The sequence below is a fragment of the Pseudomonas putida genome, from assembly GCF_009883635.2.
In the GTDB taxonomy this organism is placed as follows: domain Bacteria; phylum Pseudomonadota; class Gammaproteobacteria; order Pseudomonadales; family Pseudomonadaceae; genus Aquipseudomonas; species Aquipseudomonas putida_W.
In genome coordinates this window covers 2,025,169-2,048,148 of sequence record NZ_CP026115.2, presented here as the reverse complement: position 1 = coordinate 2,048,148, position 22,980 = coordinate 2,025,169, and the positions used below count along the sequence as shown (strand labels likewise).

The following is a 22,980-nucleotide window of genomic DNA, read 5'->3' as shown; positions in this document are numbered from 1 at the left end:
AGGCCCGCATGAGCGACTCACTGGAACTCAGCCTGGACGGCGTCGAACGCCGCTCGCTGGCTGACTTCACCGAACAGGCCTACCTCAACTATTCCATGTACGTGATCATGGACCGGGCCTTGCCGCACATCGGCGACGGCCTCAAGCCGGTGCAGCGACGCATCGTCTACGCCATGAGCGAGTTGGGGCTCGATGCCGACGCCAAGCACAAGAAGTCTGCCCGTACTGTCGGCGACGTGCTCGGCAAGTTCCACCCCCACGGCGATTCGGCCTGCTATGAAGCCATGGTGCTGATGGCGCAGCCGTTCAGCTACCGCTATACCCTGGTCGACGGCCAGGGCAACTGGGGTGCGCCGGACGATCCGAAGTCGTTCGCCGCCATGCGTTACACCGAGGCACGCCTGTCGCGCTATTCGGAGGTACTGCTCAGCGAAGTGGGCCAGGGTACCGTCGACTGGGTGCCGAACTTCGACGGCACGCTGGAGGAGCCTGCGGTACTGCCGGCACGCCTGCCGAACATCCTGCTCAACGGCACCACCGGTATCGCCGTGGGCATGGCCACCGACGTCCCGCCGCACAACCTGCGTGAAGTGGCCAGCGCCTGCGTGCGCCTGCTCGACGAGCCCAAGGCCACCATCGAGCAGCTGTGCGAGCACATCCAGGGCCCTGACTACCCGACCGAAGCCGAAATCGTCACCCCGCGTGCCGAAATCCAGAAGATCTACGAAAGCGGCCGCGGCTCGATCCGCATGCGCGCCGTGTACCGCGTCGAGGACGGCGACATCGTCGTCACCGCGCTGCCGCACCAGGTCTCCGGGGCCAAGGTGCTGGAGCAGATCGCTGCGCAGATGCAGGCCAAGAAGCTGCCGATGGTCGCCGACCTGCGTGATGAGTCGGACCACGAGAACCCGTGCCGTATCGTCATCATCCCGCGTTCCAACCGCGTCGATGCCGACGAACTGATGCAGCACCTGTTCGCCACCACCGACCTGGAGAGCAGCTACCGGGTCAACGTCAACATCATCGGCCTTGACGGCCGCCCGCAGCTGAAGAACCTGCGCGCGTTGCTGCTGGAGTGGCTGGAGTTCCGTACCAACACCGTTCGCCGCCGCCTGCAGCACCGCCTGGACAAGGTCGAGAAGCGCCTGCACCTGTTGGACGGCTTGCTCACCGCGTTCCTCAACCTGGATGAAGTGATCCACATCATCCGTACCGAAGAGCACCCCAAGCAGGCCCTGATCGAGCGCTTCCAGCTCACCGAGATCCAGGCCGACTACATCCTCGAGACTCGCCTGCGTCAGCTGGCGCGCCTGGAAGAGATGAAGATTCGCGGCGAGCAGGATGAACTGCTCAAGGAGCAGGCCAAGCTGCAGGCCCTGCTGGGCAGCGACGCCAAGCTGCGCAAGCTGGTGCGCAGCGAGCTGATCAAGGACGCCGAAACCTATGGCGACGACCGCCGCTCGCCAATCGTCGAGCGCGCCGAAGCCAAGGCCTTGTCGGAAAACGAGCTGATGCCGACCGAGCCGGTCACTGTGGTGCTGTCGGAAAAGGGCTGGGTGCGTTGTGCCAAGGGCCACGACATCGACGCTACCGGCCTGTCCTACAAGGCCGGCGACGGCTTCAAGGCCGCTGCTGCAGGCCGTTCCAACCAGTTTGCCGTATTGATCGACTCCACCGGGCGCAGTTATTCGGTGGCCGCACATACCCTGCCATCGGCGCGCGGCCAGGGCGAGCCGCTGACCGGCCGCCTGACGCCACCCCCTGGGGCGACCTTCGAATGCGTGCTGCTGCCAGACGATGATGCGCTGTACGTGGTGGCCTCGGACGCCGGTTACGGCTTCGTGGTCAAGGGCGAGGACCTGCAGGCCAAGAACAAGGCCGGCAAAGGCCTGCTCAGCTTGCCTAACGGTGCCAAGGTCATGACCCCGCGCCCGGTGGCCGACCGCGAGCAGGACTGGCTGGCGGCGGTGACCACCGAAGGCCGCTTGCTGGTGTTCAAGGTTTCTGATCTGCCACAGTTGGGTAAAGGCAAGGGCAACAAGATCATCGGTGTGCCCGGTGATCGGGTCGCCAGCCGTGAAGAATTTGTCACCGACCTGGCGGTGGTTGCCGAGGGTGCAACCCTTGTTTTGCAAGCCGGCAAGCGTACCCTGTCTCTTAAGCCAGACGACCTGGAGCACTACAAGGGCGAACGTGGCCGACGCGGGAGCAAGCTGCCACGCGGCTTCCAGCGCGTTGATGGGTTGCAGGTGGAACTGCCGGCATAATCCGACGAAATGTCTGGAACGGCAATTTCAGCGCCGTTCCAGGCAGAAATGCTGGAGTCGGGCCGATATTTCGCGGATGATAGTGCCCCTGCGGTGCCGGCGTGGCCGTGTGCCCGATTGAATCTCTATCAGTATCACTGCGGTTTGCCTGGTAGCGACCGCCTGGATGGGTTGAATGAAATTCCTGCGCCTTCCATTTGCGCTGTTGATGACGGGTTTGCTGGGTCTGAGCGGATGCAGCATGCATCAGCCGGTTGCCCTGTACCAACTCGACAGCGGTGATCCTGGCCAGCCTTCACAGAGTGCGGGCATGGCCGTGGTGCTCGGCCCGGTGTCGGTCGCCGATTACCTGCAGCGTGAAACCTTCTTGCAGCGTCAGGCCGATGGCAGCCTGAGTTCGGCGACCGACGGTCGTTGGGCCGGCAGCCTGTCAGCAGACATCGATCAGTTGCTGGTGCGCCAGCTGGCCTGGCGCCTGGACAGCCAGCGCGTGGTGCTGGCCCCGGCCAGCACTGGCTTCACCCCGGACGTGCAGGTGCTGCTGTCGATCACTCGCCTGGACTCGGGCAAGAACCAGCCAGCGATTCTCGATGCGCAATGGCGCCTGCTCGACCGTCGTGGCCATGTGCGTGACAACCGTATCGTTCATCTCGAGCAGCCGCACGAGGGCAGTGAGTCGTCCCAGGTTCAGGCCCAGGGGCAGTTGCTGCAGAAGCTCGCCGAACAGTTGAGCACGGCGGTCAAGCCGCTGGCCAATCAGCCAGCGGTTGCTGAAGAATCGCCAAAGAAGCCGGCAGCACCGGTGCAAGTGAAGAAGTCGCCAGAAAAGTCGAAGATCCCGATGGCTTCGCCGATCCGCACCGATATGGAAGTCTATCGCTTCTGATTGAACCGCCACCCACAAAAAAGCCCGCATGCTCGCGGGCTTTTTTGTGGGTGTACGTATTGTGTTCTTTGTGCCGGCCTCTTCGCGCCGAACCGCCGCGAAGAGGCCGGCCCGGTATCAGGCCCGGCGTTCGTGCATCCGCGCCAACTGACGCTCCAGCATCGACGGATAAGGCTCCAGCAACCGCTCTACGCAGCAAGCCCCTTCAGGGCTGGCAATCGGCCGGATTCTGGCACGCTTGCGGATCAGCTCGTCATCACTGATCTGCCGCTCCACCAACAGCAGGTTGCGGCTGTGTTGCGACAGTGCCAGCGCGTCCTGGGCCTTTTCGGCCATCAGCAAGTCGACCTGTTCCAGTCCTTGCAGGTCATCGCCCAAGGCCAGGCCCAGCTGCAGCTGCAGGGTGATGCCACTGTCGGCCACTTCGATCTGCAGGGCATGGCCCAGCGCACGCAGCAGCTCGCCACAGCAGATGGCGTTGGTCAGGTAATCCTCACCGCAGTCGCGGCTGTGGAACAGCACCAGCGTGCTGCCATCGTTGAGCGTGTGGATGTCGCCTTCATACAGCGAGGCGGCTTGCTCCAGGCAGCCACGATAGCGTTCCAGCAGCTCGGTCAGGCGCGTGCGGGGCAGGCGACGCAGTTGCTCCTGGGAGCCCAGTTGAACGGCCAGCACTGCGGTGTTCTGCGGCTCGTCGGATTCGACCATGGCAGGTTTGGCCGCCGGTTGCTCCTCGTCGTCCAGCAGCCCGGCGAAGGCCTCGTCGTCGTCCTCGTCCGCCTGGACCACAGCCTTGGCGCGCTGTGCGGGCTTGGCCGGGGCTTCGTCGTGCAGGTCGTCGAACTCGTCTTCGTCCTCTTCTTCCTCCGGTTCCGGCTCGGGCGGAGGTGGCGGGGCCAGGCGCGCATGAAGCTGGCGAGCGATGTCGCCGATTTCGTCCTGACGGTCGATGGCTGGGGTGTAAGGGTGCGGGTCACGCAGCCACACCCGCAGCTGCAGCAGCGGCAGGGTGATGTGGCGACCTTGGCGCAGGCTCAGGCTCAGCGCCAAGGCCAGCAGGATGGCGGCGAGAATGCCCATGCTCTGCAGGCTGATCAGCATCGGCTGCTGGAACTGGCTCATGTCCAGGCTGATGCGCAGCTGGCCGGCGGTCACGTCCTGGAACGTGATCTTGGTCTGGTACAGGCCTTCGGCTTCGCCCAGCAGGCTATTGCGCGGGCGCTGACCGGCTTCGGCGAGAATGCGGTTGTCCACGCTGTAGATGGCCGCATGGGCCACCAGCGGGTTCTTCACCAGGTTGCCCAGCAGCACGTTGAGGCTGAGGATGTCGTTGGACACCAGCAGCTCGGTCGCCGAGGTGGCGGTCTGGGTGGTCAGGCTCTGGCCGAGGGCGTCGGCCTGCTCGTGCATGGCTTGCTTGAACTGCAGACCCATCACGCAGGCGTAGATCACCAGCGCCAGCGCCACCAGGAAAATGTTGGTGGTGGCGATGCGCAGTGCCAAGGGCACACGGCGTTGACGCAGGGCTCGGAAGATCATGATGAAGAAGTTGTCGGTTTTGACGGGCGTGGGCCGGTTCACAGAGCTCGGCTCTTAATGGCATAAAAGTGTTGGGCAGTATAGCGAGCAGTGTTTTGTCGGCAAAGTAGAGTTGGCGCCCGATGGTCATGGAAAATCGGTAGAATGCGCATTTTTCATCGAAGTCGGAGCCAGGTTGTGCGCGAAATCGTTCTGATCAACATCACCGGTGAGGACCGTCCGGGTCTCACCGCCGCCATTACCGGCGTCCTGCTCCAGGGCGGTGTGAACATCCTCGACATCGGCCTGGCGGTCATGCACGGCACCCTGTCGTTCGGCATCCTGGTCGATATCCCGGATAACGAAGTGGCTACTGGCCTGCTGCAGAGCGTGCAGTCCAAGGCCCACGAGCTGAACCTGCAAGCGCGTTACACGCCGATCTCCGAAGCCGACTACCAGCATTGGGCTGATGCCCAGGGTGAAGCGCGACATATCGCGACCCTGCTCAGCCGCAAGATCACCCCCGAGCAACTGCAACGCGTCAGCGCCGTCATCAGCCAGTATGGCCTGACCATCGAGCGTATCGAGCGCCTGTCGGCGCGGGTTACCCTGGGCGCTCCGAGCGAGAAGGGCAAGGCGGCGCTGGAAATTTCCGTGCGTGGCGTGCCGAGCGACGCCCAGGCATTGCGTGCTGACTTCTTCGCGTTGTCCGAAGAGTTGAACATCGACATCGCGTTCCAGAAGGACGACCTGTTCCGTCGCAACCGCCGCCTGGCGGTTTTCGACATGGACTCGACGCTGATCGAGGCTGAAGTCATCGATGAACTGGCCAAGGCCGCCGGGGTGGGCGAGCAGGTTGCCGCAATCACCGAGCGGGCCATGCGTGGCGAGCTCGACTTCCGCGCCAGCTTCAAGGAGCGCATGGCGCTGCTCAAGGGCCTGGATGTCGGCGTACTCGACGAGATCGGTGCCTCCCTGCGCCTGACCGAAGGTGCAGAGAACCTGTTCGCCGAGCTCAAGCGCTTGGGCTACAAGACGGCGATCCTGTCCGGTGGTTTCTCGTACTTCGCCAAGCAGGTGCAGGCGCGCCTGGGTATCGATTACGTGTTCGCCAACGAACTGGAAGTGGTCGATGGCAAGGTGACCGGCGTGGCCGTGGAACCGATCGTCGACGCCCAGCGCAAGGCCGACCTGCTGCAGCAGCTGGCCAGCGAAGAAGGCCTGCAACTGGAACAGACCATTGCCGTGGGCGATGGCGCCAACGATCTGCCAATGCTGTCGCTGGCTGGCCTTGGCGTGGCCTTCCGCGCCAAGCCGCTGGTGCGCCAGTCGGCCAAGCAGGCAATTTCCACCCTGGGGCTGGATGGCGTGCTGTACCTGCTGGGCCTGCGCGACCGCGACGCCCGCGGCTGATCCGCCGTTAAAAAAAGGCCCTGCATGCGCATGCAGGGCCTTTTTTGTTGCCAGGATCAAGCCTGTGCAGGGGTCGCCAGCAGTTCACCCATGCGCACAGCCGAAGCTGCACCCAGGGTCTGGGCCCATTTCACTTGGTCTGGCCCGAACAGCACGATGGCGGTCGAACCCAGCTTGAAGCGGCCCAGTTCGGCGCCTTTTTCCAGGTGAATCGGCGCACGGCTTTCTTCGTCGTAACGGAAGGTCTTCAGCTCACGCTTTGGCGGAGTGACCAGGCCAGCCCATACGGTCTCGATCGAAGCGACGATCATCGCGCCGACCAGCACCACGGCCATTGGCCCGCGCTCGGTATCGAACAGGCACACCACGCGCTCGTTGCGGGCGAACAGCTCCGGAACGTTCTCGGCAGTGGTCTGGTTGACCGAGAACAGGCGGCCCGGCACGTAGACCATCTCGCGCAGGGTGCCGGCCAGCGGCATGTGCACGCGGTGGTAATCCTTCGGCGACAGGTAGATGGTGGCGAACTCACCGCCCATGAACGGCGCGGCCAGTGCCGGGTCGCCGCCGAGCAACTCAAGCGCGCTGAAGCTGTGGCCCTTGGCCTGGAAGATACGACCGTGTTCGATCGGGCCCAGCTGGCTGACGGCACCGTCGGCCGGGCAGAGGATTGCGCCCGGAGTTTCGTCCAGCGAGCGTGCACCTGGTTTCAGAGCGCGGGTGAAGAAGGCGTTGAAGTGCTCGTAGGCGGTGAGGTCTTCGACCAGCGCTTCGCTCATGTTCACCTGGTAACGCTTGGCGAACCAGGCGGTGAAGGCGTTCTTGAACCAGCGCGCACGGCACTCGGCGATGCAGCCAGCCAGGCGCGACAGCAAATGGTGCGGCAGCAGGTACTGGCTGAGGATGAACAGACGGGATTTCATTGAGTTGATTGTCCTTGAACTTCGACAGGCGTGTCCGGGTGGTTGCCCCATTCGCTCCACGAACCGGCATAGGCCTTGATGCGTGGGTAGCCGAGGGACTTGGCCACCAGGTAGGTGAAACCGGAGCGGCGGTGGGTCTGGCAGTGGGTGATCACTTCCTTGTCTGGCGTGATGCCCAATTGCTGCAGGACTTCAGCGATGTCCTTGCGGATGCGCAGATGGTCGTTGAGGTCCATGCCGGCCGTCCACTCGAAATTGACGGCACCGGGAATGTGCCCGGCCTTGGCGGCCAGGACTTTTTCGCCGTTGAATTCCTGCGGGCCGCGGGCATCCCAGACCACCAGGTCGTCGGCGCCCAGACGGCTTTGCAGGTATTCGCGCGTGGCAGTCGGCTCGCTGTGCAGTTGCAGGTGCACGGGGGCATTGCCCGGCGTTGGCACGTCGGTGGAGAGCTTGTCCGCTGGCCAGGCCTGGATACCGCCATTGAGGTAGTGGTAGCGCGTATGGCCGATGACATCGAGCAGCCAGATGAAGCGCCCGGCCCAGCCGCCACCTTCGTCGTCATAGACCACGTAGGCGGCATCGTCACGGTGGCCCAGTTCGCTGAACAGCTTTTCCAGATCGCCCAGGGCCGGCAGCAGGCCGGGCGCCGGAGGCTGGCCGAGCTGGGTGCGCTTGCCCTCGACGAAGCGGGCGCCGGGGATGTGCCCGCTGACATAGCGGTTGGCGCTGCTCAGGTCTACCAGGATCAGCTGGGGTGAATCCAGGCGCGGCAGCAGGTCTGCGGCTTCGATCACCAAAGGCAGGCCGGAAAAGTCAGTCATCCACGTTCTCCAGTGTGGAAAGAGGGGCGATTGTAGCGCAAGGCTCAGGCGCCGCGGTTGGCAAACACCGCGAGCGCACGCTCGATACATTGCGAAGTCTTGCCGAAGGCCTGCACGCTGACATCGGCCAGTGGCTTGCCGCCCTGATCGGCCACCGCCAGCATCAGCACCTGGTCACCCACGGCCAGCGAGCGCAGCAACAGGTGTTCGCTGTGGAACAACGCACGCAGCGGTGCTGGCAGTAGCGCCGAGAACTGGGCGTGGTTCTCGGGCGTCAGGCGCAGCTGGCCGACTTTGCTCATCAGCTTTTGCAGCAGCTTGTTCTGCTCGATCTCCAGGGCGATGCCCCCGGCTTCCTTGGGCAGGCCGGCGATCTGCTGCACGCGCAGGTAATCGGCGGTCTTGTCCAGGCTCAGCAGCATGATGCGCTGCATCCCGCAGGCTTGCAGCGCTTCGCGCGCATGGGTGGCCAGGTGCACGGCATTGGTGAAGGGGCTGGGCTGGGAAAGCAGTTCCTGGCACAGTTTGCGCCAGCGGCCGAGCGCCTCGCTGGAAGGCGGTGGCGGGGTGAGCATGTCCGGGTGCGGGCGACGCTGGTCCCAGGGCCAGATCAGCGCCTCGGCTGGGTGGAACAGGGCATGGCGGGCGTGGCGCCGGGCGCTGGCCGCTGCTTGTTGGTGAACCTGTTGTTGCACGTCTTCCAGCGAGGTCTGCAGGTACAGCGCAGTCAGCAGTTGCCAGCGCAGCAGATGCGGATTGTCCCAGCCCACCTGCGCCGCCAGCGCCAGGTTGTTGGCCAGCAGCACAGTATTGGCCGGTTCGTTGAACCAGCGGCGTAAGCCGGGTGCTTCGTCCAGGTGATGCTGCTGGCTGAGCGGGTCTTCTTCGCGGGCGATGCTCAAAACCAAGGCCAGTTGGTCGCGTTCTTCGAGCAGCAGGCGATAGCCTTGGGTCACCCACTTGGGCAGGCGCCAATGTTCGGCCATGGCCTGGCACAGGGCGAAGATGCGCACGCCAAACAGTTCCTGCTCCACGTCTGCCGCGTTTTCGCCCTTGTGGATGACCCGCAGCTCCCAGGCGTCCAGCAACTTTGGGTAGGCCAGGGCCAGTGGCCACAGGGGGGCGAGGAACAACAGGCTGCCCCAGTGGATCTCCTGCCACAGTCGCGCCAGGCGGCTGGCAAAAAGACCGTTGGCCTGTTGCGCGGCGTGCTGGCTGATCAGCAGGAATTGGCGCAGCACGGGCGGGATGTCGTCTTCCGGCAGGGCAGGCAGGCGCATCAGCAGTTCCTTGCTGCGCCCCAGGCCCAGGCGATTCAGGGCGACTTCCAGGCTTTCGGCGGGCTCGGCCTGGCTGGCGTTGGCAGGGTGGTTGGCCTCGCGCATCACCGACAACACCAGGGCGGGGCTGTCCTGCATCAGTTCAGCGATGTCGCGCAACGAGCGGCGATTGTCGTTGATCGCGCTCATGACCCGGTCGTAACTCTGCTTCGGGACCGGTACACGAACACCGTCGAGCAGCTTGACCCAGGCTTCTACAGTACGCGGATTCTGAGTGGGCACCTTGGATTCCATTGGCATTTTGACATCAGTCCGAACTGGCTTTTCGCTTTTAGTGGCTATAGTCTGGCGCAGTTCTGCCGATAAGTAGAAGAAGAGTTTTAAAGCTCCCGTCCCTCTCCCTGACCACGACAGCAAGTGCTTTGATCCTATGGCTAAAATTATCGGCATCATCGTCGTATTCGCGAGCGTGCTCGGCGGATATGTACTCTCCCACGGCAAGATCGCGGCGCTGATCCAGCCGTTCGAAGTGCTGATCATCGGCGGTGCAGCCTTTGGCGCCTTCATGCAGGCTAACCCTGGTTACATGACCATGCATGTAATCAAGAAGTCGATGAAGATGTTTGGCTCACGCTTTTCCCATACGTTCTACCTGGAAGTGCTGGGCCTGGTGTACGAGATCCTCAACAAGAGCCGTCGCGAAGGCATGATGGCGATCGAGAGCGATATCGAAGATGCCGCCGCCAGCCCGATCTTCGCCAAGTACCCGGCGGTGCTGGGCGACGAGCGCATGACTGCTTTCATCTGCGACTACCTGCGCATCATGTCCACTGGCAACATGGCTCCGCACGAACTGGAAGGCCTGTTCGACATGGAGCTGTTGAGCATGAAGGAAGAGCTCGAGCACCCGTCGCACGCAGTCACCGGCATCGCCGATGGCATGCCTGGTTTCGGTATCGTTGCGGCAGTACTGGGTATTGTGGTGACCATGGCGTCGCTGGGCGAAGGCGACCAGGCAGCCATCGGCATGCACGTTGGTGCGGCACTGGTCGGTACCTTCTTCGGTATTCTTGCGGCCTATGGCTTCTTCGGCCCGCTGGCCAAGTGCCTTGAACATGATGCCAAGGAAGAGCTCAACCTCTATGAGTCGATCAAGGCCTCGCTGGTCGCCTCGGCTTCCGGCATGCCGCCTTCGCTGGCTGTCGAGTTCGGGCGCAAGGTGCTGTATCCGAAGCACCGTCCAAGCTTCGCCGAGCTGGAACAAGCGGTTCGCGGTCGCTGAGTCATGGAGAACAATCAGCCGATAATCATCAAGCGCGTCAAGCGCTTCGGTGGCGGGCACCATGGCGGCGCCTGGAAGATCGCTTTCGCCGACTTCGCCACGGCGATGATGGCGTTCTTCCTGGTGCTGTGGCTGTTATCCACGGCCACGCCTGAACAGAAGATCGCCATCGCCGGCTACTTCAAGGACCCGATCGGTTTTTCCGAGAGTGGCACGCCTTACATCATCGACCTGGGTGGCTCGCCGCAGCTGGCACCGGAAAAGACCATCAACCCGGAGCAGAAGTCCGAGCCTACGCCTGACACCAGCATCCAGCTGGACAAGGACCAGGTCGAGACCATGGCCGAGCAGGTCGAGCGCGAGCGCCTCGAGTTGCTGCTGCAGGAGCTGCAGAACAAGGTCGAGGAAAACCCGCAGCTGCAGAAGTTCAAAGACCAGATCCTGTTCGAAATTACCCAGGACGGCCTGCGCATCCAGATCATGGATGCCGAGAACCGGCCGATGTTCGACATCGGCAGTGCGCGCCTGCAGCCGTATTTCGAAGACATCCTGCTGGCCATGGCCGACACCATCAAGGCTGTGCCGAACAAGATCAGTATCAGTGGGCACACCGATGCCAAACCGTACTCCGGTACTGGCGACTTCGGTAACTGGGAGCTCTCGGCCAACCGTGCCAACGCTGCCCGTCGAGCCCTGGTTGCCGGCGGCTACCCGGATGGCCAGGTGGCGCGGGTGGTGGGTTATGCCTCGTCGTCGCTGTTCGATCGCAAGGACCCGTACAACCCGGTCAACCGGCGTATCGACATCATCGTCCTGACCAAGAAGGCGCAGCGCAACATCGAGGGTGAGCAGGGTGCCCCCGAGGCGCCAGCCCAGCCGGCTCCGCCAGCAGATGCAGCGCCTGGGGCCGCGGCCCCGGCAGCGCCGACGGCAGGGGATGCAGCTGCCCAGGCGCCGATGCAGCCGCGTGAGCTGCGCCAGAAGCTGAACATCTTCGAGGATGGGACCTTGAAGATGGATGAGCAAAAGGACCAGTAATGACTGGCAGGGGCTGCGGTGCAGCCCCAACGGTTCAAAACCCCCGCCTGATCTTGGCCTTGAGATCGGCATGAAAGAAATCCGCATTGTCCCGGTCGACACTCGACCCATGCTCCGCTGGCAGAATCATCGCCCGCTGAAACGTGCACTCATCGTGATACGCCCACACGAACAGGTCGATGTGCGCCCGTTCGCGCATCACTGGCCACCTGTCGAGCTGCTCGGGTAGCTCGTAGTCTCCGCTGCGATAGAAACTTACCCGTCGATTGGCTGTTACCGCAGCCTCCAGCAGCCTGGCAGTCCACCAGTCTTCGCCGGCTTCTACGGGTAGCAGGCCGATCCAGTGGGTTGCATCGTTTAACTGTTGGCAAGCGCTGCCATGAGCGTCTTCGCGGGTTTGCCCGTCGGCACCGAACTCCACCAGCTGCGCGGTGATGCCTTCGAGCAGCAGGCGTTCGTTGAGGATGAAGGCGTCAAGCCGCTCTTCGTGGCGGTAACTGATAAAAACCGGCATCGCCGATGCCCTCCCTGATAGAAGTCATGACCTTCAGGGAAAGCGACAGGTAGGGCAATAGATGGCAGGAAAACCGGATGCGTCCTACGCGCTCCGGTAATAATTCCTACAAATCAGTAACTGTCTTCCGGCAGGCTGGCGATGATCGAACGGTAGCTGTTCATCCGCTGGGGCTTGATGCGGCCGTCTTCGAGGGCCTTGAGCAGCGCGCATCCGGGTTCGCGATCATGCTTGCAGTCGCGGAAGCGGCAGGTGCCGAACAAATCGCGGAATTCGATGAAACCGTCCTCGACGTCGTCGCGGCTGACATGGCCTAGGCCGAATTCACGGATGCCCGGCGAGTCGATCAGGTCGCCGCCGTTGGGGAAGTGATACAGGCGCGCCGTGGTGGTGGTGTGCTGGCCCTGGCCAGACCATTCGGACAGGTCGCCGACGCGGGTGCCGGCCTCTGGCAGCAGGCTGTTGACCAGCGACGACTTGCCCACGCCCGACTGGCCGACGAACACGCTGATGTGCCCGTCGAGCATCTGCTGCAGGCGCAACATGCCGTCGCCGTGGTGCGCGGAGACTTCCAGCAGCGGGTAGCCGAGGTCGCGGTAGACCTCGAGCAGCGCATGCAGGCCCGGGCCGTTCTCTTCATCGATCAGGTCGGCCTTGTTCAGCAGCAGCAGCGGGCGGATGCCAGCGTGCTCGGCGGCCACCAGGTAACGGTCGATCAGGTTCGGGTGCGGCTCTGGCGCCGGGGCGAAGACGATCACGATCAGGTCGACGTTGGCCGCCACCGGCTTGAGTTGACCGTGGTTGTTCGGTCGGCACAGCTCGGTGCTGCGCGGCATCTGCGCGACGATCACGCCGATGCCCTGGTTGCCGGCGCGCCAGACTACGCGGTCGCCTGTGACCAGCGCCGGCAGGTTGGCACGCAGGTGGCAGCGGAACACCTGGCCGGCGGCTTCGCCGTCCTGGGCTTCCACCTCGACCTGCACACCGAAGTGAGCGATCACCAGGCCCAATTGTTCCGGCCCCAGGTCACCGCCCTCCAGCTCCTGCAGCGCGTGCTGCTCGCGTTTGGCGGCGCGAGCGGCGCGTTCGTTCTGGATTTTTTCGATACGCCAGTTCTGGCGACGATTGAGCTGGCGTTTGGCCATGGACCTTCCAAGGTGGGGCAAGTTGAAAACGGCAGGCAGTTTAGCACGCCAGCTCGCTGACCATTCTGGTTACCTTTGCGCCGCGCATGCGCAGGCTGGCGTCGCTAGGCTAATATGACGGCCTATACGAGGAGCCCCTTCATGCAGAACCCACAGAACCTGATCTGGATCGATCTGGAAATGACCGGCCTGGATCCGGACCACGACGTCATCATCGAGATGGCCACCATCGTCACCGACAGCGAGCTCAACACCCTGGCCGAAGGCCCGGTGATCGCCATCCACCACAGTGACGAAGTGCTGGCGCGCATGGATGAATGGAACACCCGCACCCATGGCGCCTCGGGCCTGACCCAGCGCGTGCGTGACAGCAAGATCAGCATGGCCGAAGCCGAAGCGCAGACCATCGCCTTCCTCGAGCAGTGGGTGCCAAAAGGCAAGTCGCCGATCTGCGGCAACAGTATCTGCCAGGATCGACGCTTCCTCTATCGGCACATGCGCGGCCTGGAAAACTACTTCCACTATCGCAACCTCGATGTCTCCACCCTGAAAGAGCTGGCCGCACGCTGGGCGCCGGATGTGCGTGACAGCTTCAAGAAGGGCAGCACCCACCTGGCGCTGGACGATATCCGCGAGTCGATCGCCGAACTGCGTCACTACCGCGAGCATTTCATCAAGGTGTGAGCCGAAAGGGCGCAGATATTGTGCCCGCGCCCTCTTTTGGTGCCACAGGCAACTGGTTAGACTGCGCGCCTTTCCCGCACGGACCTGCGCCATGTTGTTGATGCTCTACCTGATCGCCATCACCGCCGAAGCCATGACCGGTGCCCTGTCCGCCGGCCGCCGCGGCATGGACTGGTTTGGCGTGGTGTTGATCGCCTGCGTGACTGCCCTGGGTGGTGGCTCGGTGCGCGACGTGCTGCTTGGGCATTACCCGCTGACATGGGTGAAGCACCCGGAATACCTGGTGTTGACCAGCTGCGCCGCGCTCCTGACGATTTTCATCGCGCCGATGATGCGCCGTTTGCGTTCGCTGTTCCTGGTGCTGGATGCCTTGGGCCTGGTGGCCTTTACCCTGATTGGCTGCATGACCGCGCTGGAGATGGGGCAGGGCATGCTGGTGGCGTCGATCAGCGGGGTGATCACCGGGGTGTTTGGTGGGATCCTGCGGGATATCTTCTGCAACGACATTCCGCTGGTGTTCCGTCGCGAGCTGTATGCCAGTGTGTCGTTTGCGGCGGCCTGGTTCTATCTGGGCTGCGTGTACTTCAAGCTACCGGCGGAGCAAGCGATGCTGCTGACCTTGTTCGGTGGCTTCCTGGTGCGTTTGCTGGCGATCCGTTTCCATTGGGAAATGCCCAAGTTTCACTACAACGACCAGCAGTGAGGTCTGGGGCTGCGCAGTGGCCCCGACTAATCAACGCCGTGCCGGGCCAGCGCCCATTCGACATGCTCGCGCACCAGTTCCGACTCATCCTCCCGCCGAGCCTTCAACGCCTCTATCACCGGAATCGTCGAAGGCGCATTACCCAGCCCCACCGCCAGGTTGCGCAAGAATCGCTCATACCCCGCCCGCCGTAGCGGCCCGCCTTCGGTCTTGCGCAGGAAGGTGCGCTCGTCCCACAGGAACATTTCAGCCAGTTCGGCATTTTCCAGCCCATGCCGTGGCTGGAAGTCCTGTTCCTTGCTGTGATTGGCAAAGCGGTTCCAGGGGCAGACGATCTGGCAGTCATCACAGCCAAACACACGATTGCCCATCATTGAGCGCAGTTCGACCGGAATGGGCCCGCGCAACTCGATGGTCAGGTAGGAGATGCAGCGCCGCGCATCCAGTACGTATGGCCCGACGAACGCCTGGGTCGGGCAGATGTCCAGGCACGCCTGGCAGCGCCCGCAGTGTTCACTGGTATGCGCCTCGTCCACCGGCAGCGGCAGGTCGACGAACAGTTCGGCAAGGAAGAAGTAGCTGCCGGCCTTGCGGTTGAGCAGCAGGGTATTCTTGCCAATCCAGCCCAGCCCGGCTTGCTCGGCAAGGGCCTTCTCCAGCACCGGGGCGCTGTCGACGAAGGCGCGGTAGCCGAACGGGCCGATCGCTTCCTGGATGCGGTCCGCCAGGAACTGCACGCGCTTGCGCACCAGCTTGTGGTAGTCGCGGCCCAGGGCGTAGCGCGACACGTAGGCCTTTTCCGGCTGGGCCAGACGTTGCGCCATCTGCGTGTCGCCGGGCAGGTAGTCCATGCGCAGCGACACCACGCGTACCGTGCCGGGAATCAGCTGGTCGGGGTGGGCGCGCTTGCTGCCATGGGCGCCGAGGTACTCCATTTCGCCCTGGTAGCCGGCCTCGAGCCAGCGTTGCAGGTGGTGTTCGTGTTCGCCAAGGTCGACACCGGCGATGCCGACGTGGGCAAAACCGAGTTCTTGGCCCCAGATCTTGATGGATTGGGCCAGTTGGGCGAGGTCAGGCGTACAGGCGGACATGGATGGGCAGGCAATACGGGCTCAGGTGCGTATAATTCTGCCAGACATTGGAGCCTTTGACCCCATGCCGCAGACCAAACACTCCAGTAATGCCCCGCAACTGCTCAGCAGCGTGACTGTCGCACGCCTGCCGGCGCGTCATGCGCATGCCCATAAAGGCGACTTCGGCCATGTGCTGGTCGTCGGTGGCGACTTGGGCACCGGCGGCGCCGTGCTGCTCAGTGCCGAGGCTGCGCTGCGCTGCGGTGCCGGACTGGTCAGCGTGGCGACGCGCCCGGAGCATGTCATGGCCGGGCTGGCGCGCATGCCAGAAACCATGTGCCTGGGGGTCGAGTCGGCCAATCAGTTGGTTGCAGTGCTGGAGCGTGCCTCGGTGCTGGTGGTGGGGCCCGGGCTGGGTCAGGCTGCCTGGGGCCGTAGCCTGCTGTCAGCGGTGGCCAACGCCGAGCGGCCGCAGGTGTGGGATGCCGACGCCCTGAACCTGCTGGCTCGCACGCCACTGGCGCTACCCAGTGGCAGCATCCTCACCCCGCACCCGGGGGAGGCGGCGCGGCTGCTGGGCATATCCACCGAGGCTGTGCAGGCCGATCGCCCCGGGGCGGCGCGCAAGTTGGCACGCCGCTATGCCAGTGTCTGCGTGCTCAAGGGGGCCGGCACCCTGGTGGCAGACCCCGCCGGCCAGCTGGCGCTGTGCAATCGAGGGCATCCGGCAATGGCCGGCGCAGGGCTGGGCGACGTGCTGACCGGCGTGCTGGCGGCGTTGCTGGCCCAGGGGCTGGATGCCTGGAGCGCGGCTGGCCTGGGGGTATGGCTGCACGCCTGTGCAGGAGAGCGCCTGGGCGTCAAAGGTAGAGGCCTGGCAGCCAGTGATCTGGCGCCGGTCATTCGTGAATTGTTGGAGGAGCATTCTGCGTGTCTGGCTTAACCCTGTTTCTGGCCGATGAAGCGGCCACGGTCGATTTCGGCGCAAAAATGGCCGAGGTGACCGGCGGTCGTGGCGTTATTTTCCTGGAAGGCGACCTGGGGGCGGGCAAGACCACGCTCTCGCGTGGCCTGATCCGTGGGCTGGGCCATACTGGTGCAGTGAAAAGTCCGACTTTCACCGTGGTAGAACCCTACGAAATCGGTGAAGTACGCGCCTTCCATTTCGACCTGTATCGCCTGGTCGACCCGGAAGAGCTGGAGTTCATGGGCATTCGTGACTATTTCGAGGGCGATCCGCTGTGCCTGTTCGAATGGCCACAAAAGGGTGCGGGCGTTTTGCCAAAGCCCGACCTGACCATTACCATAAGCCCTCAAGCGGGCGGCCGCTCGCTTGACCTTACGCCGCAGGGGGCTCGCGGCGAGGCCTGGTGCACTGCACTGGCCGAACACTATAAACAGTAAGTGGGGTAGGTATGCGCATACGCGCACTGGTCGCTGTCGTTGGATTGCTGCTGACAGCGGTGACCGTTGACGCTCTGGCCGTCACTCAAGTCAAGAGCGTGCGCCTGTGGCGCGCGCCGGACAACACGCGGTTGGTCTTCGATCTGTCCGGCCCCGTGCAGCATAGCGTCTTCACCCTCAGTGCACCCGATCGCCTGGTGATCGACATCAATGGCGCGACCTTGGCCGCGCCGCTGAACGTGTCGACCGCGAATACGCCGATCAGCAGCGTGCGCTCGGCCCAACGTACGCCCACCGATCTGCGTGTGGTGGTCGACCTGAAGAAGTCGGTCACGCCCAAGAGCTTCACCCTGGCGCCCAATGCCCAGTACGGCAACCGCCTGGTGGTCGACCTGTACGACCAGGAAGCCGACGCCATAGCCGCCACGGCGCCGACCCCGCCGCCAACCCCGGTGCAGACACCGGCAACCACGCCAGCGGTACCGGTGACCCCGGCTCAACCGGCAATCAAACTGCCGCCAGTGCCGAGTGGCAAGCGCGACATCGTGGTTGCCATCGATGCCGGTCATGGCGGTGAAGACCCGGGCGCATCCGGCTCGCGCGGCCAGCACGAGAAAGACATCGTGCTGCAGATCGCCAAGGAGTTGCAGCGCCAGATCAACACCGAGAAGGGTTACCGCGCCGAGCTGACCCGTACCGGTGATTACTTCATCCCGTTGCGCAAACGCACCGAGATTGCCCGCAAGAAGGGTGCCGACCTGTTCATCTCGATCCACGCCGACGCCGCACCGTCGCGCGCCGCCTTTGGCGCCTCGGTGTTCGCCCTGTCCGACCGTGGCGCCACTTCCGAGACCGCGCGCTGGCTGGCCGACACGGAAAACCGTTCCGACCTGATCGGCGGTGCCGGCAACGTCAGCCTCGATGACAAGGACCGCATGCTCGCGGGCGTGCTGCTCGACCTGTCGATGACCGCCACGCTGAGTTCCAGCCTGAACGTCGGGCAAAAAGTGCTGGGCAACATGGGGCGCGTCACCTCGCTGCACAAGCAGCGGGTGGAACAGGCAGGCTTCATGGTACTGAAGTCGCCAGATATCCCGTCGATCCTCGTTGAAACCGGGTTCATCTCGAACAACAACGAGGCGGCCAAGCTGGCCACCGCCAGTCATCAGCAGGCGTTGGCGCGCTCGATTCATACCGGCGTGCGCCAGTACTTCCAGCAGAACCCGCCGCCTGGCACCTACATTGCCTGGCTGCGTGACAGCGGCAAGATTGCCCAGGGGCCGCGTGAGCACACCGTGCGGCCGGGCGAAACCCTGGCGATGCTCGCCGTGCGCTATCAGGTCAGCGTGAGCAGCCTGCGCAGCACCAACAGCCTCAAGACCGATGAGCTGAAGGTCGGCCAGCACCTCGATATCCCCGCTACCACGCTGGCCTCGCAATGAGTGGTGGTTCGCGCATCCAGCTGCTCAGCCCGCGGCTGGCCAACCAGATTGCCGCGGGTGAGGTGGTCGAGCGCCCGGCTTCGGTAGCCAAGGAGCTGTTGGAAAACAGCCTGGACTCCGGTGCCCGGCGCATTGATGTGGAAGTCGAGCAGGGCGGTGTGAAGCTGCTGCGGGTGCGTGACGATGGCAGCGGCATTTCCGCCGACGACCTGCCGCTGGCCCTGGCCCGTCACGCCACCAGCAAGATTCGCGAGCTGGAAGACCTTGAGGGCGTACTGAGCCTGGGCTTCCGGGGTGAGGCGCTGGCGTCGATCAGCTCGGTGGCGCGCCTGACTCTGACTTCGCGTACCGCCAGTGCTGGCGAAGCTTGGCAGGTCGAGACCGAAGGCCGTGACATGACCCCGCGCGTGCAGCCCGCTGCGCATCCGGTCGGCACTTCGGTGGAAGTACGCGACCTGTTCTTCAATACCCCGGCCCGGCGCAAGTTCCTCAAGGCCGAAAAGACCGAATTCGATCACCTGCAGGAAGTCATTCGCCGTCTGGCCCTGGCCCGCTTCGATGTCGGCTTTCACCTGCGCCACAACGGCAAGAGCATCCTCAGCCTGCATGAGGCACATGACGAAACTGCCCGTGCCCGACGGGTTGGCGCCATCTGCGGCCCAGGCTTCATGGAGCAGGCGCTGCCGATCGACGTCGAGCGCAATGGCCTGAGGCTGTGGGGCTGGGTCGGCCTGCCGACGTTCTCGCGCAGCCAGGCCGATTTGCAGTACTTCTTCGTCAACGGCCGTGCGGTGCGCGACAAGCTCGTCGCCCATGCCGTGCGCCAGGCCTATCGCGACGTGCTGTTCAACGGCCGGCACCCGACCTTCGTGCTGTTCCTCGAACTCGAGCCGAATGGCGTCGACGTCAACGTGCACCCGACCAAGCACGAAGTGCGCTTCCGCGAAGGCCGCTCGGTGCATGACTTCCTCTATGGCACGCTACACCGTGCCCTGGCTGACGTGCGCCCGGAGGATCAACTGGCTGCGCCTGCCGCCGTGCCTGAAGTGCTTCGCCCGACCGGGCAGCAGGTCGGTGAGTTCGGCCCTCAGGGTGAAATGCGCCTGGCCTCGCCAGTGCTCGAACAGCCACAGCATTCCATTTCCAATGGCGGCAGTGGCGCCGGTTACCAGTATCAGTACACGCCGCGCCCTTCGCAGCCGTTGCCGGCTGCCGAGTCCCAGGCGGTCTATCGCGAGTTCTACAAGCCACTGAACAGCGAGGGCGCACCAGCCGCTTCGGCACTGCCGGAAAGCCAGGGTGACATCCCGCCGCTGGGTTATGCCCTGGCCCAGCTCAAGGGCATCTACATCCTCGCCGAGAATGCCGTTGGCCTGGTGCTTGTGGACATGCACGCGGCCCACGAGCGCATCATGTACGAGCGCCTCAAGGTAGCCATGGCCAGCGAAGGCCTCAGCGGCCAGCCGCTGCTGGTGCCGGAAACCCTGGCGCTAAGCCAGCGCGAGGCCGATTGTGCCGAAGAGCATGGCCAGTGGTTCCAGCGCCTGGGCTTCGAGCTGCAGCGCCTGGGCCCCGAGACACTGGCGGTCCGCCAGATCCCGGCGCTGCTCAAGCAGGCCGAGGCCAATCGCCTGGTTCAGGATGTGCTCGCCGACCTGATGGAATACGGCACCAGCGACCGCATCCAGGCGCACCTCAACGAACTGCTCGGCACCATGGCCTGCCACGGCGCCGTGCGCGCCAACCGACGGCTGGCCATCCCCGAGATGAACGCCCTGCTGCGCGACATGGAAAACACCGAGCGCAGCGGCCAGTGCAACCACGGCCGTCCGACCTGGACCCAGATGGGCCTGGACGACCTGGACAAACTATTCCTGCGCGGTCGATGACATGAGCGGCAAACCCCCTGCAATTTTCCTCATGGGCCCGACGGCGGCCGGCAAGACCGACCTCGCCATCGAACTGACCAAGGTCCTGCCCTGCGAGCTGATCAGTGTCGACTCGGCGCTGGTCTATCGTGGCCTGGACATTGGTTCGGCCAAGCCTTCCAAAGAGATTCTGGCGGCCTACCCGCACCGGCTCATCGATATCCGCGACCCGGCTGAAAGCTACTCGGCCGCGCAATTTCGTGCCGACGCCCTGGAAGCGATGGCCGATATCACCGCGCGCGGCAAGATTCCGCTGCTGGTCGGCGGCACCATGCTTTATTACAAGGCGCTGATCGAAGGCCTGGCAGACATGCCGGCGGCCGATGCCGCCGTGCGCGCAGAGCTCGAGGCCCAGGCCGAGGCGCTGGGCCTGGCTGAGTTGCACCGGCAACTCGCAGAAGTCGACCCGGAGTCGGCGGCGCGTATTCACCCCAACGACCCACAGCGGCTGATCCGCGCGCTGGAAGTTTACCGGGTGAGCGGCGAGAGCATGACAGCTCATCGCCAGCGTCAATTCGCGGAAAGTAGCGGCGCAGACGCAGGCGCTAGCGGGCATTTGCCCTATACTGTCGCGAGTTTGGCGATTGCGCCTGCGGATCGTCACATTCTGCATAAGCGAATTGCGTTACGATTTTCACAGATGCTGGAACAGGGCTTCGTCGACGAGGTCCGATCGCTGCGAGCCAGAAGTGACTTGCACGCCGGACTGCCGTCTATACGGGCAGTGGGCTATCGACAGGTCTGGGACTACCTCGACGGCAAGCTGACTGAGAATGAGATGCGCGAACGCGGTATCATTGCCACTCGACAGCTGGCCAAGCGGCAGTTCACCTGGTTGCGTGGCTGGCCTGACGTGCATTGGCTTGACAGCCTGGCCTGCGACAATCTGTCCCGCACCTTGAAATACCTTGGGGCCGTCTCCATATTGAGCTGAGTCCCTGCTGATAGCCGTCTATTCTTGCGAAGGGGCGGCCTGACTTATCAATTTTTCTGATTTTCTATTTATTTATCCTTACAGGAGTGCGGCATATGTCAAAAGGGCATTCGCTACAAGACCCTTACTTGAATCAACTGAGAAAGGAAAAGGTCCCGGTATCGATCTATCTGGTCAACGGGATCAAGCTGCAGGGCTCGATCGAATCCTTCGACCAGTTCGTGGTACTGCTGAAGAACACCGTCAGCCAGATGGTCTACAAGCACGCCATTTCGACCGTAGTTCCGGCCCGTCCGGTCCGCCTGCCAAGCCCGACCGACGGCGAGCACGGCGACAGCGAGCCAGGCAACGCCTGATAGGAGCCTGCATTGTTCTTTGAGCGCCACGGTGGTGGTGAGCGGGCGTTGCTCGTTCACTTGGAAGGTCAGAACCCTGAGGCGCGCGAAGACCCGCAGGAGTTTCAGGAACTGGCACTGTCGGCCGGAGCCGACATCGTCTCGTTGGCCACGGTAGCCAGGCATCAGCCTACGGCCAAATACCTGATTGGCAGCGGCAAGGTCGAGGAATTGCGCGACCTGGTCAAAGCCGAACAGGTAGACCTGGTGATTTTCAATCACACCCTCACGCCCAGTCAGGAACGCAACCTCGAGCGCGTCTTCGAGTGTCGCGTGCTTGACCGTACCGGGCTGATTCTCGACATCTTCGCCCAGCGGGCGCGTACCCATGAAGGCAAGCTGCAGGTCGAACTGGCCCAGCTCGACCACATGAGCACGCGGCTGGTGCGCGGTTGGACCCACCTTGAGCGGCAGAAGGGTGGTATCGGCCTGCGTGGCCCGGGTGAAACCCAGCTGGAAACCGACCGCCGTCTGCTGCGGGTACGCATCCGCCAGATCAAGGGGCGCCTGGAGAAGGTGCGCAGCCAGCGCGAGCAGGCCCGTCGTGGCCGCAAGCGCGCGGATATCCCTTCGGTTTCTTTGGTTGGCTACACCAACGCCGGCAAGTCCACACTGTTTAATGCCCTGACCGAATCCGAGGTGTACGCGGCCGATCAGCTGTTCGCCACGCTCGACCCGACCTTGCGCCGGCTCGAACTGGCCGACCTGGGGCCGATCGTGCTGGCGGACACCGTGGGCTTCATTCGCCACCTGCCGCACAAGCTGGTCGAGGCATTTCGGGCTACGCTCGAAGAGTCGAGCAACTCGGACCTGCTGCTGCATGTGATCGACGCCCATGAGCCAGAGCGCATGGAGCAGATCGAGCAAGTGCTGGCCGTGTTGGGAGAGATCGGTGCCGAAGGCTTGCCGATCCTCGAGGTCTATAACAAACTCGACCTGCTCGAAGATGTCGAGCCGCAGATCCAGCGCGATGCCGATGGCAAGCCGCAGCGGGTCTGGGTGTCGGCACGAGATGGACGTGGCCTGGAGCTGGTCGGCCAGGCGATTGCCGAGTTGCTGGGGGATGATCTGTTTGTCGGTACCCTTTGCCTGGAGCAGCGTTTTGCCCGCTTGCGCGCGCAATTCTTTGCCCTGGGTGCCGTGCGAAGTGAAGAGCATGACGAAGAAGGGCGCAGCCTGCTGAGTGTTCGGCTGCCCAGGGTCGAGTTGAATCGCCTGGTCAGTCGTGAAGGCATGGAGCCGCAAGTGTTTGTCGAGCAACACACTTTGCAATAAATGCCCGGTGAGGTCGCCGGGCAGCAGTGGCAGGCATTCTGTAGCATTGGACGGC

Annotated in this window: 21 protein-coding genes; 14 read left to right on the top strand and 7 right to left on the bottom strand. The window is 63.6% G+C overall.

Translation table 11 applies throughout. The annotated features are described in order from the left end of the window. Window positions 1-8 precede the first annotated feature (8 nt). Complete coding sequence (parC, locus tag C2H86_RS09420; protein ID WP_159412339.1) at window positions 9-2,267, top strand: DNA topoisomerase IV subunit A; 2,259 nt, start codon at window positions 9-11, stop codon at window positions 2,265-2,267. A 175-nt stretch (window positions 2,268-2,442) separates the two neighbouring features. Next, window positions 2,443-3,153 carry a PqiC family protein gene (locus C2H86_RS09415; RefSeq protein ID WP_159412338.1) on the top strand — a complete coding sequence of 237 codons (711 nt, stop codon included), beginning with the start codon at window positions 2,443-2,445 and terminating at the stop codon, window positions 3,151-3,153. Window positions 3,154-3,270: 117 nt separating this feature from the next. Here the strand turns inward: C2H86_RS09415 and C2H86_RS09410 are convergent, their stop codons facing one another. Beyond that, window positions 3,271-4,734 (bottom strand): AhpA/YtjB family protein, encoded by a 1,464-nt coding sequence (locus C2H86_RS09410; protein WP_159412337.1) that lies wholly within the window; start codon window positions 4,732-4,734, stop codon window positions 3,271-3,273. Window positions 4,735-4,869: 135 nt separating this feature from the next. On the opposite strand from C2H86_RS09410, the gene serB reads away from it, so the two are divergent. After that, window positions 4,870-6,084 (top strand): phosphoserine phosphatase SerB, encoded by a 1,215-nt coding sequence (gene serB, locus C2H86_RS09405; RefSeq protein WP_163985954.1) that lies wholly within the window; start codon window positions 4,870-4,872, stop codon window positions 6,082-6,084. Between the two features lie 56 nt (window positions 6,085-6,140). Here the strand turns inward: serB and asd are convergent, their stop codons facing one another. The 3 genes from asd to C2H86_RS09390 are packed head-to-tail and all read right to left on the bottom strand — an operon-like array spanning window position 6,141 to window position 9,408. Continuing rightward, window positions 6,141-7,004 carry an archaetidylserine decarboxylase gene (gene asd / locus C2H86_RS09400; RefSeq protein ID WP_159412335.1) on the bottom strand — a complete coding sequence of 288 codons (864 nt, stop codon included), beginning with the start codon at window positions 7,002-7,004 and terminating at the stop codon, window positions 6,141-6,143. Continuing rightward, window positions 7,001-7,828, bottom strand: coding sequence for a rhodanese-like domain-containing protein (locus tag C2H86_RS09395; protein ID WP_159412334.1), 828 nt, complete (start codon window positions 7,826-7,828; stop codon window positions 7,001-7,003). Before C2H86_RS09395 ends, asd begins: the two co-directional genes overlap by 4 nt. A gap of 44 nt (window positions 7,829-7,872) precedes the next feature. Continuing rightward, a complete protein-coding gene (locus C2H86_RS09390) occupies window positions 7,873-9,408 on the bottom strand; it encodes an HDOD domain-containing protein (RefSeq protein ID WP_159412333.1) in 1,536 nt (511 codons plus the stop codon). A gap of 130 nt (window positions 9,409-9,538) precedes the next feature. On the opposite strand from C2H86_RS09390, the gene motA reads away from it, so the two are divergent. Both motA and motB read left to right on the top strand, forming a co-directional pair. Then, on the top strand, window positions 9,539-10,390 hold the full coding sequence (gene motA / locus C2H86_RS09385; protein WP_159412332.1) for a flagellar motor stator protein MotA: 852 nt from the start codon (window positions 9,539-9,541) through the stop codon (window positions 10,388-10,390). Window positions 10,391-10,393: 3 nt separating this feature from the next. Then, window positions 10,394-11,428 (top strand): flagellar motor protein MotB, encoded by a 1,035-nt coding sequence (gene motB / locus C2H86_RS09380; protein ID WP_159412331.1) that lies wholly within the window; start codon window positions 10,394-10,396, stop codon window positions 11,426-11,428. A gap of 34 nt (window positions 11,429-11,462) precedes the next feature. On the opposite strand, the gene C2H86_RS09375 is transcribed toward motB, so the two are convergent. Further along, window positions 11,463-11,942, bottom strand: a complete 480-nt coding sequence (locus tag C2H86_RS09375) for a molecular chaperone Tir (RefSeq protein ID WP_159412330.1) — start codon at window positions 11,940-11,942, stop codon at window positions 11,463-11,465. Between the two features lie 113 nt (window positions 11,943-12,055). Beyond that, entirely contained in the window at window positions 12,056-13,087 is a 1,032-nt protein-coding gene (gene rsgA, locus C2H86_RS09370; RefSeq protein WP_159412329.1) for a small ribosomal subunit biogenesis GTPase RsgA, read from the bottom strand. Between the two features lie 141 nt (window positions 13,088-13,228). On the opposite strand from rsgA, the gene orn reads away from it, so the two are divergent. After that, window positions 13,229-13,771: an oligoribonuclease gene (orn, locus tag C2H86_RS09365; protein WP_054887871.1), complete on the top strand. Its 543-nt coding sequence runs from the start codon at window positions 13,229-13,231 to the stop codon at window positions 13,769-13,771. Window positions 13,772-13,862: 91 nt separating this feature from the next. Beyond that, window positions 13,863-14,474, top strand: a complete 612-nt coding sequence (locus tag C2H86_RS09360) for a trimeric intracellular cation channel family protein (RefSeq protein WP_103445901.1) — start codon at window positions 13,863-13,865, stop codon at window positions 14,472-14,474. Window positions 14,475-14,500: 26 nt separating this feature from the next. Here C2H86_RS09360 and queG read toward each other — a convergent pair whose 3' ends face one another. Beyond that, complete coding sequence (queG, locus tag C2H86_RS09355; RefSeq protein WP_159412328.1) at window positions 14,501-15,565, bottom strand: tRNA epoxyqueuosine(34) reductase QueG; 1,065 nt, start codon at window positions 15,563-15,565, stop codon at window positions 14,501-14,503. Between the two features lie 64 nt (window positions 15,566-15,629). Here queG and C2H86_RS09350 point away from each other — a divergent pair, with 64 nt between their 5' ends. From C2H86_RS09350 to hflX, 7 genes are all read left to right on the top strand, one after another. After that, window positions 15,630-16,490, top strand: a complete 861-nt coding sequence (locus C2H86_RS09350) for an NAD(P)H-hydrate dehydratase (protein WP_159412327.1) — start codon at window positions 15,630-15,632, stop codon at window positions 16,488-16,490. Between the two features lie 47 nt (window positions 16,491-16,537). Beyond that, complete coding sequence (tsaE, locus tag C2H86_RS09345; RefSeq protein ID WP_430738584.1) at window positions 16,538-16,951, top strand: tRNA (adenosine(37)-N6)-threonylcarbamoyltransferase complex ATPase subunit type 1 TsaE; 414 nt, start codon at window positions 16,538-16,540, stop codon at window positions 16,949-16,951. Window positions 16,952-16,962: 11 nt separating this feature from the next. Then, on the top strand, window positions 16,963-18,393 hold the full coding sequence (locus tag C2H86_RS09340; RefSeq protein ID WP_159412325.1) for an N-acetylmuramoyl-L-alanine amidase: 1,431 nt from the start codon (window positions 16,963-16,965) through the stop codon (window positions 18,391-18,393). Next, window positions 18,390-20,282 carry a DNA mismatch repair endonuclease MutL gene (mutL, locus tag C2H86_RS09335; protein ID WP_159412324.1) on the top strand — a complete coding sequence of 631 codons (1,893 nt, stop codon included), beginning with the start codon at window positions 18,390-18,392 and terminating at the stop codon, window positions 20,280-20,282. Before C2H86_RS09340 ends, mutL begins: the two co-directional genes overlap by 4 nt. 1 nt (window position 20,283) lies before the next feature. Next, a complete protein-coding gene (gene miaA / locus C2H86_RS09330) occupies window positions 20,284-21,255 on the top strand; it encodes a tRNA (adenosine(37)-N6)-dimethylallyltransferase MiaA (RefSeq protein ID WP_159412323.1) in 972 nt (323 codons plus the stop codon). Between the two features lie 95 nt (window positions 21,256-21,350). Continuing rightward, window positions 21,351-21,611 (top strand): RNA chaperone Hfq, encoded by a 261-nt coding sequence (hfq, locus tag C2H86_RS09325; RefSeq protein ID WP_060510654.1) that lies wholly within the window; start codon window positions 21,351-21,353, stop codon window positions 21,609-21,611. Between the two features lie 12 nt (window positions 21,612-21,623). Further along, entirely contained in the window at window positions 21,624-22,925 is a 1,302-nt protein-coding gene (gene hflX, locus C2H86_RS09320) for a ribosome rescue GTPase HflX (protein ID WP_060510652.1), read from the top strand. The last annotated feature ends 55 nt before the right edge of the window (window positions 22,926-22,980 follow it).

Bases quoted from the DNA above. Each gene is read 5' to 3' on its own strand.
- C2H86_RS09360 (WP_103445901.1), top strand. From the start codon at position 13,863: ATGTTGTTGATGCTCTACCTGATCGCCATCACCGCCGAAGCCATGACC.
- asd (WP_159412335.1), bottom strand. From the start codon at position 7,004: ATGAAATCCCGTCTGTTCATCCTCAGCCAGTACCTGCTGCCGCACCAT.
- rsgA (WP_159412329.1), bottom strand. From the start codon at position 13,087: ATGGCCAAACGCCAGCTCAATCGTCGCCAGAACTGGCGTATCGAAAAA.
- motA (WP_159412332.1), top strand. From the start codon at position 9,539: ATGGCTAAAATTATCGGCATCATCGTCGTATTCGCGAGCGTGCTCGGC.
- C2H86_RS09375 (WP_159412330.1), bottom strand. From the start codon at position 11,942: ATGCCGGTTTTTATCAGTTACCGCCACGAAGAGCGGCTTGACGCCTTC.
- C2H86_RS09340 (WP_159412325.1), top strand. From the start codon at position 16,963: ATGCGCATACGCGCACTGGTCGCTGTCGTTGGATTGCTGCTGACAGCG.
- C2H86_RS09390 (WP_159412333.1), bottom strand. From the start codon at position 9,408: ATGCCAATGGAATCCAAGGTGCCCACTCAGAATCCGCGTACTGTAGAA.
- tsaE (WP_430738584.1), top strand. From the start codon at position 16,538: ATGGCCGAGGTGACCGGCGGTCGTGGCGTTATTTTCCTGGAAGGCGAC.
- C2H86_RS09415 (WP_159412338.1), top strand. From the start codon at position 2,443: ATGAAATTCCTGCGCCTTCCATTTGCGCTGTTGATGACGGGTTTGCTG.
- miaA (WP_159412323.1), top strand. From the start codon at position 20,284: ATGAGCGGCAAACCCCCTGCAATTTTCCTCATGGGCCCGACGGCGGCC.
- C2H86_RS09350 (WP_159412327.1), top strand. From the start codon at position 15,630: ATGCCGCAGACCAAACACTCCAGTAATGCCCCGCAACTGCTCAGCAGC.
- hfq (WP_060510654.1), top strand. From the start codon at position 21,351: ATGTCAAAAGGGCATTCGCTACAAGACCCTTACTTGAATCAACTGAGA.
- queG (WP_159412328.1), bottom strand. From the start codon at position 15,565: ATGTCCGCCTGTACGCCTGACCTCGCCCAACTGGCCCAATCCATCAAG.
- orn (WP_054887871.1), top strand. From the start codon at position 13,229: ATGCAGAACCCACAGAACCTGATCTGGATCGATCTGGAAATGACCGGC.
- mutL (WP_159412324.1), top strand. From the start codon at position 18,390: ATGAGTGGTGGTTCGCGCATCCAGCTGCTCAGCCCGCGGCTGGCCAAC.
- parC (WP_159412339.1), top strand. From the start codon at position 9: ATGAGCGACTCACTGGAACTCAGCCTGGACGGCGTCGAACGCCGCTCG.
- C2H86_RS09395 (WP_159412334.1), bottom strand. From the start codon at position 7,828: ATGACTGACTTTTCCGGCCTGCCTTTGGTGATCGAAGCCGCAGACCTG.
- motB (WP_159412331.1), top strand. From the start codon at position 10,394: ATGGAGAACAATCAGCCGATAATCATCAAGCGCGTCAAGCGCTTCGGT.